The sequence below is a fragment of the Streptomyces sp. WAC05292 genome (assembly GCF_003949955.1).
GTDB classification, from domain to species: Bacteria; Actinomycetota; Actinomycetes; order Streptomycetales; family Streptomycetaceae; genus Streptomyces; species Streptomyces globosus.
In genome coordinates, this window is sequence record NZ_RPSE01000196.1 from 1 (window position 1) to 11,148 (window position 11,148).

The 11,148-nt window shown below is 76.1% G+C and carries 10 protein-coding genes; 7 read left to right on the plus strand and 3 right to left on the minus strand.

Annotated elements, in window-relative coordinates:
* The 3 genes from EF903_RS35900 to EF903_RS20000 all read right to left on the minus strand — a co-directional run.
* Positions 1 to 579, minus strand: a 579-nt coding sequence (locus tag EF903_RS35900; protein WP_312845946.1) for a chaplin, incomplete at its 3' end; no start/stop codon positions are given.
* A 122-nt stretch (positions 580 to 701) separates the two neighbouring features.
* Positions 702 to 935: a chaplin gene (locus tag EF903_RS19995; RefSeq protein WP_125545081.1), complete on the minus strand. Its 234-nt coding sequence runs from the start codon at positions 933 to 935 to the stop codon at positions 702 to 704.
* 229 nt (positions 936 to 1,164) lie between these two features.
* Positions 1,165 to 1,575: a rodlin gene (locus tag EF903_RS20000; RefSeq protein ID WP_125545083.1), complete on the minus strand. Its 411-nt coding sequence runs from the start codon at positions 1,573 to 1,575 to the stop codon at positions 1,165 to 1,167.
* 390 nt (positions 1,576 to 1,965) lie between these two features.
* Between EF903_RS20000 and EF903_RS20005 the strand changes: the two genes are divergently transcribed.
* From EF903_RS20005 to EF903_RS20035, 7 genes are all read left to right on the plus strand, one after another.
* Positions 1,966 to 3,069 (plus strand): DUF3344 domain-containing protein, encoded by a 1,104-nt coding sequence (locus EF903_RS20005; RefSeq protein WP_260615644.1) that lies wholly within the window; start codon positions 1,966 to 1,968, stop codon positions 3,067 to 3,069.
* A 19-nt stretch (positions 3,070 to 3,088) separates the two neighbouring features.
* The gene (locus tag EF903_RS20010; protein ID WP_125545087.1) at positions 3,089 to 4,285 is read left to right on the plus strand and encodes a glycosyltransferase; all 1,197 of its coding nucleotides are present in this window, start codon (positions 3,089 to 3,091) and stop codon (positions 4,283 to 4,285) included.
* Positions 4,282 to 5,796 carry an exopolysaccharide biosynthesis polyprenyl glycosylphosphotransferase gene (locus EF903_RS20015; RefSeq protein WP_260615645.1) on the plus strand — a complete coding sequence of 505 codons (1,515 nt, stop codon included), beginning with the start codon at positions 4,282 to 4,284 and terminating at the stop codon, positions 5,794 to 5,796. Before EF903_RS20010 ends, EF903_RS20015 begins: the two co-directional genes overlap by 4 nt.
* A gap of 2 nt (positions 5,797 to 5,798) precedes the next feature.
* Entirely contained in the window at positions 5,799 to 7,178 is a 1,380-nt protein-coding gene (locus tag EF903_RS20020; RefSeq protein WP_125545090.1) for an O-antigen ligase, read from the plus strand.
* On the plus strand, positions 7,175 to 8,923 hold the full coding sequence (gene murJ / locus EF903_RS20025; protein ID WP_125545091.1) for a murein biosynthesis integral membrane protein MurJ: 1,749 nt from the start codon (positions 7,175 to 7,177) through the stop codon (positions 8,921 to 8,923). Before EF903_RS20020 ends, murJ begins: the two co-directional genes overlap by 4 nt.
* Entirely contained in the window at positions 8,913 to 9,692 is a 780-nt protein-coding gene (locus tag EF903_RS20030) for a polysaccharide deacetylase family protein (RefSeq protein ID WP_125545093.1), read from the plus strand. The genes murJ and EF903_RS20030 overlap by 11 nt, the downstream gene beginning before the upstream one ends.
* Before the next feature lie 80 nt (positions 9,693 to 9,772).
* On the plus strand, positions 9,773 to 11,146 hold the full coding sequence (locus EF903_RS20035) for a glycosyltransferase (protein WP_125545097.1): 1,374 nt from the start codon (positions 9,773 to 9,775) through the stop codon (positions 11,144 to 11,146).
* Positions 11,147 to 11,148: the final 2 nt, after the last annotated feature.

Consider the following 11,148-nt stretch of genomic DNA (forward strand, 5'->3'; position numbering starts at 1 on the left):
GGGGAGGGGGGCCGGCGCGGGGTGGCCCTGCGGGTGGTCGTCGCAGTCCTCCTCGGGCCCGCCGCCGTGCCGGACCTCCTCGGCCCGCGGGGCCGCGTGCTTCGGCGCCGTGTGCTTCGGCGCGGCGGGCGCGGCCTGCTCCGGCGCCGCGTGCTTCGGCGCCCGGTGGCGGCCCTCACCGGACGGCGCCTGCCCGTCGCGGGGCCCGCCGGGCCGGGCGTGGCGCCCCTCGCGCTCCTGGAGGTAGCGCTCGAAGGCCTCGGCGTGCTCCGGGCTCAGGTAGCGGTCGTGGTCCCGGTGCGCGTGCTGGGCGCCCGAACCGGTCGAGTTGACGCAGGTGTTGCCGAAGGCCGGGTTCAGTGCCGCGCCGCCGTCCACGCTGTTGCCGCACACGTTCGGCGAGAGGGTGATCGGTACCGAGACGCTGTTGCCGGACAGCACCCCAGGGGAGTGCGCGGCTTCCGCCACCGCCCCCTGGTGCGCGGAGGCCGCGCCCGTCGCGATCGACAGCAGGCTCGATGCGGCCGCGGCCGTGAGCATTCCCTTGCCCAGTACCTGTCGGCTCAGTACCTGTCGCATGGGTCCTTCCCTGTTCTACCGGCGCGGGGCCGGTGCTGAATCGAAGGTGGCCCCGGAGTGCACCGCCGTGCACTCCGAGGCCACCCCGAGGAGTCCGCCCCTGCGGGGGCGCTGACGCTACGTCAGTCGTTGACGCAGGTGTTGCCGAACACCGGGTTCAGCGCCGCGATGACGTTCACGGTGTTGCCGCAGAGGTTGATCGGGACGTGGACCGGGACCTGGGCGAGGTTGCCCGAGGCCACGCCGGGGGAGCCGACGGCCTGCCCCTCGGCAGCCGAGTCGGCCATGGCGGGCGAGGCGGCACCGGCGGCCATGAGAGCGCCGGCGGCCAGCACCACTGCCTTCTTGTACGTCATCTGAATTCGATCCTTTCCCGCAGGGGCTCGTCCCCTGCAGAAACAACAACGAGCGGGCGGGGGTAAGGAAACCCTTGTTTTTTCCGTCCGTTTTCCGCGGATTTTCCCGGAGCGGCCGGGGGCGAATTGCGGGCGGTCTCGGGCCGCGCCGTCCTTTTCCCGGCCGGTCCGGACGCGACGAGGCCGCCGCGACCCGGAAGGTGCGGCGGCCTCGCTGCGCCGGGAGCGGTCAGCTGCCGGCGGAGACGTTCCCGGAGAGGATCGGGATGTTGTCCAGGATGTGGGAGAGCGGCTCGTCGCCCTTGGCCTGGGTGGAGTTCTCGACGCACTGCTGGTTCATCGGGTTGGACAGGATCGGGATGTCCTGGACGCCGATGTTGAGCAGGGCGGCGATCGACTGGGCGTTGACCTTCGCCGGCAGGGCGATGCAGGGCTTGTTGAACGAGCCCTGGATCAGCGCCATCTGCGGGCTCATGTTGCCGTAGGTGGCCTGGTTGCCGTAGATCTGCGAGGCGCCGTTGCCGTTGACGGTGTTGACCCCGTTGTCGTTCCCGATGGCCATCGCCTGCGGCGCCATGGCGGCGCCGATGCCCACGACCGAGGCTGCTGCCGCTGCCGTGGCCACCATCTTCTTGATCATTGTCGTCCCTTTTTTGCAGGATTGCCCGGTACTGGAGCATCCGGATCAACGGCCCGGCGTCGGCGCGGGTTGCGTGGCTTCACCCGGATGCCGCCGTTTCGGGCGGCGCGGTTGACGTTCGCGTGTGCGGATGAGCCGGTGCGGGCGCCGGGAGCGGAGGGAGTCCGTCCGGTGCGCCGCGGCGTCCGAGGCGCCGCCGCGGGTGCTCCGGCCGGTGTCCGCCATTTCCATTCGGTCGAACGCCGGTCCCCCGGATAACGACTCGCCGCCTTCGAGGGTGCGCGTTATCGCCCAAAAGGCCGTACGCGCGAGTCGGGCGTGATTCCGGACCGGATTTCTGACAAAGTGCACTCCTGTTTTGTCGTCTTGATCGAAAATGGAGACAGGGTCATGGGTTCCTCCCGCAGAATCCTCGGCGCGCTCGGCCTGCTGTCCTGCCTCGCACTTTCGGCCAACGTCCCCGCCTCGGCCGCCGAAGCCCCCCCGGGCCCGGGGGAGGCCCCTCGCGTTCCCTTCACGCAGCGTTACCAGGCCGTGCAGCACGGCGGGCTGGTCCGGGCCTCGAACTCCTCCATCGCCTGCCGCCGGCAGGAGGCGCCCGGGGCCGAGCCCTGCGCCGAGGTCGCCAAGGGCGCGGCGGGGGCGAACGGCGACTTCGAGATGTTCTACAGCGAGGTCGACAAGGACCCCGACACCTACAACTCCACCCGGGCCGAACTGAAGGTCCCCCGGGGCGCCCGCGTCTCCTACGCCCGCCTGTACTGGGGCGGGAACCTGCGCGTCGGCGAGCAGAAGCCGCCCGAGGACAACGGCCGCGTCCTGGTCGCCGAGCCGGGCGGTGCGTACAAGGAGGTGCTCGCCGACACGGTGGTCGGGCACCGCACGGACGCCGGCAGCGACGCCTACCAGGCCTCCGCCGACGTCACGCCGCTCGTGCGCAGGGGCGGCGCCGGCATGTGGACGGTCGCCCAGCTCAACATCGCCATGGGCCACTCGCCGGTGGGCGCCTGGGGCGGCTGGACGCTCGTCGTCGCCTACGAGCACCCGCAGGAGCCGCTGCGCCGGATCTCGCTGTGGGACGGCTTCGAGCAGGTCGCCGCCGGAGCCGGCGAGGCCGGCGGGCAGACCGTGCGGATCGAGGGCCTGGGCGCGCCGGCGGGCTCCCGCGGCAAGGCCGGGCTCGTCGCGTACGACGGGGACCGCGGCACCCTCGGGGACTCACTCACCGTGACCGCCGACAGCGGGCGCCGGGTCAGCGTCAGCGACGGCGAAAACCCCTTCAACGACGTCTCGAATTCCACCATCACGGAATTTGGAAGCAGTGCGTTCGTGCGACAGCCCGAACACCAGAACAATCTCGGATATGACGCGGACGTGTTCGACCTGAGTCCCGCCCTGTCCGGTGGCGCCCGCAGTCTGAACTTCACTTTCACGGGCGAGAACCAGGGTCAATTCCTCGGCGTGCTCTTCGTCCAGACAGACGCGCGCCGCTGAGCGCAAGGAACCGCTCCGCGTGGCCACACAGCAGCATCCACAGCCCTCCCCCTCCCCGCTGACCGTCCTGCACCTGGTGCAGCCGGTCGACGGCGGCGTCGCCCGGGTGGTCGCCGACCTCGTACGCGCCCAGGCCGCCGCCGGCCTGCGCCCCGTCGTCGGCTGCCCGCGCGGCGGCCGCCTCGCCGACGAGGCACGCGACGCCGGGGCCGACGTCCTCGCCTGGCGGGCGGGCCGCAACCCCGGGCCCGACCTGGCCGCCGAGGTCCTCGGCGCCCGCAGGGCGGTCCGCCGCGCCCGCCCCGACGTCCTGCACGCCCACAGCGCCAAGGCCGGACTCGTCGGACGCCTCGCCGTCCGCGGCCGGATCCCCACCGTCTTCCAGCCGCACGCCTGGTCCTTCGACGCCGTGGCCGGGACCACCGCCGCGCTCGCCCTGCGCTGGGAGCGGTTCGGGGTCCGTTGGGCCGACCGGGTGCTCTGCGTCAGCGAGGCCGAGCGCCGGGTCGGCGAGGCCGAGGGCATCGCCGCCCGCTGGTCGGTCGTCCGCAACGGCGTCGACCTCGACCACTTCCGCCCCCGCCACCCCGACCGGGCCCGCGACCGGGCCGCCGCCCGCACCGAACTCCCGCTGCCCGCCGCCTTCGTGGGCGACGGCCCGCTCGCCGTGTGCGTCGGCCGGCTCTGCCGGCAGAAGGGCCAGGACATCCTGCTCCGCGCCTGGCGGGAGGTGCTCGGCAACGTCCCCGAGGCGCGCCTGGCGCTCGTCGGGGACGGCCCGGACACCGAGCGGCTGCGCCGGTCGGCGCCGCCCGGCGTGCTCTTCGCGGGCGGCGCCGCCGACATCCGACCGTGGCTTCGGGCCGCCGATCTCGTTGTACTGCCGTCGCGGTGGGAAGGCATGGCGCTCGCCCCGCTGGAAGCCATGGCATGCGGCCGCCCGGTCCTTGTCTCCGACGTCAGCGGTGCCCGGGAGAGCCTGCCGCCCGGCCAGGGACGGCTCTGCCTGGTGCCGCCGGAGGATCCGACGGCCCTGGCCAAGGCCCTGGGCCGGCTCCTTTCCGAACCGCGGCTGCTCGCCGAACTCGGCGAGCAGGCCCAGCAGCACGCCCGGACCGAATTCGACGTGCGGCGGACCACGGACGCGGTCACGGGTCTGTACCACGAACTGCTGGGCAGGCCCCGGCCCTCGAACCAGGAGCGCATCAGCCGATGACCATGGACAGCGCACCAGCCCGGCACACCGGACAGGGCGGCACGGGGCGCGCCGGCGGCGGAGCCGGCGCCACCGCCGTCCGACGGGCGGCGGCCGCCGCCATCCACCCCCCGCGCCGGCCCGGGGCGGAGCAGGCCCGCCCGCTGGTCCGGCCGCGGCGGGCCCACCCCCGCGACGGGGCGGCGGCGCTGCTCGCCGCCGACGTGCTGGCGGCGGCCGGGGCCGCGGCCGCCGCTCCAGGGCTGGGGCTGCCGGCCGCCGCTGCCGGGCCGGTCGCCGTGCTCGCCGCGCTGCTGCACGCGCAGGGCGGGCTGTACCGGCCGCGGCTCGCGCCGTCCGCGCTGCTCGAACTGCCCGCGCTGGCCGGGCGGGCCGCCGTCCTGTGGTGCGGGGTCGCCGCGGTCGTCGCGGCCGCCGACCCGCGGCGGGCGCTGGGCTGGTCGGCGCTGCTGGGCGCGGTGTGCCTGCACCTGGTGCTGACGTGCGCGGGGCGGGGGATCGCGAACGGGCTGCGCCGCCGCTCCGCCCGCCGCAGGCCCGCGTCCGCGCTGGTCGTCGGCCCGGGTGCGGGGGCGAGCGCGGTCGCGGCCGCGCTGCACGGGCGCCCCGAGTACGGGCTGCGGCCGGTCGGGCTCGCGGACACCGGGGCGGGCGCCGACGGCGACGGGGTGACGCCGGTCCTCGCCACGCACGAGGACATCCGCCGCGCGGTCATCCAGAACGCCGTCCGGCACGCGGTGTTCACCCGCCCGCCGGAGTGCGACGAGCGCACCGCCTCCCTCGTCCGGCTCTTCCACGACCACGGCTGCCGGCTGTGGCTCGCCGACCCGGCCGGCACCGCCAAGGTCACCGGCATGCGGGTCGCCCAGCCCGCCGACCAGCTGTGGGGGTACGCCGTCCAGCCGCTGCTGCCGCGGCCCGCCCGGCAGGCGGAGCGGCGGGTGAAGCGCGTCATCGACGCGGTCCTCGCCGCCGTCGCGCTCGTCGCCGCCGCCCCGGTGATGGGGCTGTGCGCGCTGGCCGTACGGGTCTCCGACGGGCCCGGGGTGATCTTCCGGCAGGAGCGCGTCGGCCTGTACGGGCGCCCGTTCACCCTGCTGAAGTTCCGCACCCTGCGGGCCGACGAGCACGAGTCGGCCACCCGGTGGACCGTCGCCGGCGACCACCGGATGAGCCTGGTGGGCTCGCTGCTGCGGAAGTCCTCGCTGGACGAGCTGCCGCAGCTGTGGAACGTCGTGCGCGGCGACATGAGCCTGGTCGGGCCGCGCCCGGAGAGGCCGTTCTTCGTCGCCAAGTTCGCCGCGGTCCACCCGGGCTACGAGGCGCGGCACCGGATGCCCGTCGGCATCACGGGGCTCGCTCAGATCAACGGGCTGCGCGGCGACACGTCCATCGAGGACCGGGCCCGCTTCGACAACCACTACATCGACACCTGGTCGCTGTGGCAGGACCTGTGGATCCTCGCCCGCACGGCGGCCTCCTTCTTCCGCTTCCGGCTGGGGGGCAGCTGACCATGAGTCTCGCCGTGACGACGGGCGCCGCCGGAGCCCTGCCCGGGGCGCCCCGGCTGCCGGAGCTGCTGCGCCGGCACTGGCCGCTGCTGCCGCTGGCCGCGACCGTCCTGATGCTCCTCGCGCCGGTCCCCGCGGGCGACGCGAGCACCTCCGGGAAGGTGGGGCCGGCGGACGCGGCCTCGCTGCTGCTGGTCGCCGTGTGCGGGGTGCAGGCGCTGCGCGGGCGGGTCCGCCCGCTGAGCCCGCTCGCGGTGCTGGTGCTGGGGGTGCCGGCGCTCGCGCTGGCCGTCGCGACCGCCACCGCCGGGGACCCGTACGCCGCGCTGCCGGGCTTCGTGCGCTACCTCCAGGTGTTCGTGCTGGTCCCGGCGGCGGTGGTGCTGCTCGTGCGGGACGCCGTCGAGTTCCGGCTGGCGGCCGGCTGCTTCGTGGTGCTGGCGCTGGTGCAGGGCGCCGTCGGGGTCGTCCAGTACGCCACCCGCACCGGGGCCTCGTACCAGGGCGAGGACATCCGGGCCGTGGGGACCTTCGGGCCGGGCGACGTGATGGGCATGGCCACCGTGGTGTCGTACGGGCTGGTCGTGGCGACGGCCGCGGCGCTGTCGCCGGCCCTGACGCGGCGGGTGCGCCGGCTGTCGGCCGCGGCGGCGCTGGTGCTCGTCCTGCCGCTGGTGCTGTCGTTCAGCCGCGGCGCGTGGATCGCCACGGCCGGCGCGGCGGTCCTCGTCCTGGCGATGGCGGGGATCCGGCGGGCCGCCAAGGTGCTGGCGGCGCTGGCCGCGGCCGGCGTGGTGCTGGTGGGCGGCCTCGGCGTCGGGTCGGAGATGGTCGCCGAGCGGCTCACCTCCATCACGCAGGTCTCCAGCGCCCCCGACCAGTCGGTGACCGACCGCTACACCATGTGGGCCGCGGCCGGGTCGATGTGGCAGGAGCGGCCCGCACTGGGTGTCGGGCTCAAGGGCTTCCCCGCGAACCGGGACGGGCACGCCTCCCTCGGCCTGTCCTCCGGCAGCGACACCGCCGGCGCCGGCCAGGGCTACGTCCGCCAGCCGCTGCTGTCCCCGCACAACATGTACCTGCTGGTGCTGAGCGAGCAGGGCCTCGTCGGGCTCGTCGCGCTCGCCGGCGGCTGGCTGGCGCTGCTCGTCGCCGGCGCCCGCCGGTACGCCGCCGGCGGCGGGGTCCGCGACTGCGGGCTCATCGCGATCGGGTTGCTCTTCTGGCAGCTCACCGACTTCCTGTACGCGGACATCGGCGGCCCCTCCACCGTCCTGACCGGCGTGATCATCGGTCTGGCGGCGTGGTGGGCGCTGCCGCCCCGGGCCGCCGCCGGGCGGGCGGCCGGCCCGCTCCGCGCGGCGGGTGCGGCCGGCCGGTGACGGACACGACTCCCTGGCGGCGGCCCGCGGCCGCGGCGACGACCGACGTCGCCGCGGCTGCGGGCCGTCCGCCGCGCCCCGCGAAGCCCGGCCCGGCCGCCCGCAAGGGCGCCGCCGGAGGCGGGGCTCCCGCGGGCGGCGGGCCCGCCCCGCTCGGCCGGTTCCTCGCCAGGGCCGCCGCCGTCACCGCCGGACTCACCGCCGCCGGAGCGGTGTTCGGGCTCGTCCGCGACCAGACCATCGCGCACCTCTTCGGCGCCGGACACGACAGCGACGCCTTCCTCATCGCCTGGACCGTGCCGGAGATGTCCTCGACGCTGCTGATCGAGGACGCCATGGCGCTGCTGATGGTGCCCGCCTTCAGCCACGCCCTGGCCCGCCGGTCCGCCGACCGGGCCGGCCTCACCCGCAAGGAGGCCCGGGCCCAGGACCCCGTACGCCTGCTGGTCGGGGCGACCCTGCCGCGGCTGCTGGTGCTCCTCGCCGCGGCCGCCGCCCTGCTGGTGTTCGCCGCGCCGCTCGTCGTCTCCGTCCTCGCACCCGGCCTGCCCGACCCGCACCTGGCCGTCGAGTGCACCCGGCTGACCTCGCTGACCGTGCTGACCTTCGGCGTCGCCGGCTACTTCAGCGCCGCCCTGCGCGCCCACCGCTCCTTCGTGCCGCCGGCCGCGATCTACGTCTCGTACAACGTCGGCATCATCGGCACGATGATCGCCCTGCACCGCATGTGGGGCGTGCGGGCGGCGGCCGCCGGCGTCGCGGCCGGCGGGCTGCTGATGGTCCTGGTGCAGCTGCCCGCCTTCGTCCGGCGCGTCGGCTTCGGCCCGCCCCGGGTCCGGGGCGCCGCCCGCATCCGGCGCGACCGGGACCGGCCCACCCTGCTCGCCCTCGGCCTGATCGCCCCCGTCATCTGCTTCGCCGTCTTCCGGCAGTCCCAGGTGCTCGTCGAGCGCTTCCTCGCCGCCTCCCTCCCGCCCGGCGCGATCTCGCACCTGAACTACGCGCAGAAGGTCGCGCAGATGCCGATGGTGCTCTCCCTGATGATCTGCACGGTCACCTTCCCCGTCGTCGCCCAGGCCATGGCCGGCGGCGAGCGCGAGAAGGCCCGCCGCCGCGTCGAGCAGGACCTGGCGCTGGCCTCGCTCGCCGTCCTCACCGGCACCGCCCTCGTCATCGGGTACGCCCCGCAGATCATCCAGGTCCTCTTCGAGCGCGGCGCGTTCACCCACGAGGACACCCTGGCCACCGCCTCCGTCATGCGGGTCTACGCCCTGGGGCTGCTCGGCCACTGCCTCGTCGGCGCGCTGAGCCGGCCCTTCTTCTCCACCGCCCGCCCCACCTGGTTCCCGGCGCTCGCCATGGCCGCCGGGCTCGCCGTCAACATCGGCGCCGGGGCCGTCGCCGTCCGCTGGTGGGGGACCGGCGGGCTGGCCGCCGCGAACGCCGCCGGCATCACCGCCACCGCCGGGCTGCTCCTCGCCGGCATCGGTCCGCGGATCATCGCGATCCACGTCCGCAGGGTCGCCCTCAGCATCGCCCGGCTCGGCGTGGCCTGCGCCGCCGCCTGCGCCACCGGGTGGATCGCCGGGCCGATGATCCCCGACCCGCTGCTCAGCGCCGCCCTCGGCTGCCTGCTCGTCCCCGCCATGTTCGGGGCCACCGGCACGGCCATACGCGCGCTCGAAGTCACCGCCCTGTCCGCCCAGCTCGCCCAGATGACCCGAAGGTTCCGCAATGCCCGCTGACACCGACACGGCACCGGCCGCCGCGATGGCATCCGCCCGCCGGAGCGCCGCCTCGCCGTGGGTCCTGATGTACCACTCCGTCACCGAGTTCACCGACCCGGCCGAGGACCCGTACGGCATCACCGTCACCCCGCGGACCCTGGAGGCCCAGCTGCAGTGGCTGCGCTCGCGCCGCCTGCGCGGGGTGTCCGTCCGGGAACTCCTGCGCGCCCGCGCCGAGGGCCGGGGCGCCGGGCTCGTCGGGCTCACCTTCGACGACGGCTACACCGACTACGTCACCCGCGCGCTGCCGCTGCTGAGCCGGTACGACTGCACCTCCACCCTGTTCGTGCTGCCCGGCCGGCTCGGCGTGGACAACCGCTGGGACCCGCTGGGGCCGCGCAAACCGCTCCTGACCGCCGAGGGGATCCGCGAGGCGGCCGCCGCGGGCCAGGAGATCGGCTCGCACGGGCTGCTCCACCAGGACCTCACCGCCGCCCCCGACGACGTCCTCCAGCAGGAGCTGCGGGGCAGCCGGGACCTGCTGCGCGAGATCACCGGCACCCTGCCCGAGGGTTTCTGCTACCCGTACGGGCACGTCGACGCCCGGGTCGCGGACGCCGTGCGGGACGCCGGGTACGAGTACGCCTGCGCCATCGAGCCCGGCCGGCTCGCCGGCCCGTACGCCCTGCCGCGCACGCACGTCAGCCAGGCCGACGGCAGCGGGCGGCTGCGCATCAAGCAGCTGCGCCACGGCGTGCGGGAGCTGGCGCGGGCGGTGCGCCGATGACCGACCCGAAGGACCCGAAGGGCCGGGAGGACCGGGAGGGCGCGGCAGGCGCCGCCCCGGAGCGCTGGGACCCGTCCGGGCTGCGCGTCCTGCACGTGATCACCGGGCTCGGTGTCGGCGGCGCCGAGCAGCAGCTGCGGCTGCTGCTGCGGCACCTGCCGATGCGCTGCGACGTGCTGACGCTGACCAACCCGGGCCCGGTCGCCGACGGCCTGCGCTCCGACGGGGTCCGCGTCGTGCACCTCGGCATGCGGGGCAACCGGGACCTCGGCGCGCTGCCCCGCCTCGCCAGGTTCGTCCGGCGCGGGGGGTACGACCTCGTCCACACCCACCTGTACCGGGCCTGCCTCTACGGGCGGATCGCGGCCCGGCTCGCCGGGGTCGGCGCCGTCGTCGCGACCGAGCACTCCCTCGGCGACGGCGAGATCGAGGGCCGGCCGCTGTCGGCCGGGGTCCGCAGGCTGTACCTGGCGGGCGAGCGGCTCGGCTCGGCGACCGTCGCCGTCTCGGACACGGTGGCGGCGCGGCTGGCCGCCTGGGGGGTGCCGGCGGGGCGGGTGCACGTCGTCCCGAACGGCATCGAGGCCGCCCGGTTCCGCTTCGACGCGGGGGTGCGGCGCGCCACCCGGGCCCGGACCGGGCTCCCCGAACGGGCCTTCGTCGTCGGCGGGGTGGGCCGGCTGGTGCCGGGCAAGCGGTTCGACGCCCTCGTCCGCGCCGTCGCCGCGCTGCCCGGCGCCCACCTGCTGCTCGCCGGCGACGGCCCCGAGCGCGCGGCGCTGCGCGCGCTGGCCGCCGAGCTGGGCGCGCAGCACCGCATCCACCTGGTCGGCGAGCGGGACCCGCTGGGCGAGGACGGCGGGCGGGCGCCCGGCATTCCCCAACTGCTGGCCGCGATGGACGTGTTCGTCTCCGCCTCCCGCGAGGAGGCGTTCGGGCTGGCGGTCGTCGAGGCCCTGGCGGCCGGGCTGCCCGTGCTGCACGTCACCTGTCCGGCAGTCGACGACCTGCCGGCCGCGCAGGCGCCGGGCGCGCGGCGGATCGGCACCGGGGACGAGGAGCTCCTCGCCGCGCTCCGCGGGCACATGGAGGCGGGGGCGAGCCGGCTGCCCGTGCCTCCGGTGGTCCGGCACTACGACGTGGCGCGCAGCGCCGAACGCCTCCTGGACGTCTACCGCCTCGCCCTGCACGGCGCCGGCACCGCGCCGCTCCGTACGGCGGCCCGGGCGGCGGGCGAACCGGAGCCCGGCTCGGGCGCCGCAGCGGACGCGGTGCCCGCCCCGGCGCGGCCCGCCGCGGCCGGGCGGCCGCCGCATGCCCTCGCGGGGCGTGCGCCGGGCCGCCCCGGCAACGGCCCGCGGCCCGGCTCCGGATCCGCCCCGGGCCCCCGGCCCGGCCCCGACACGGGCCCGCCGCGGCGGGGCGGGGGGCCCGCCCGCCCCGGCAACGGCTGATC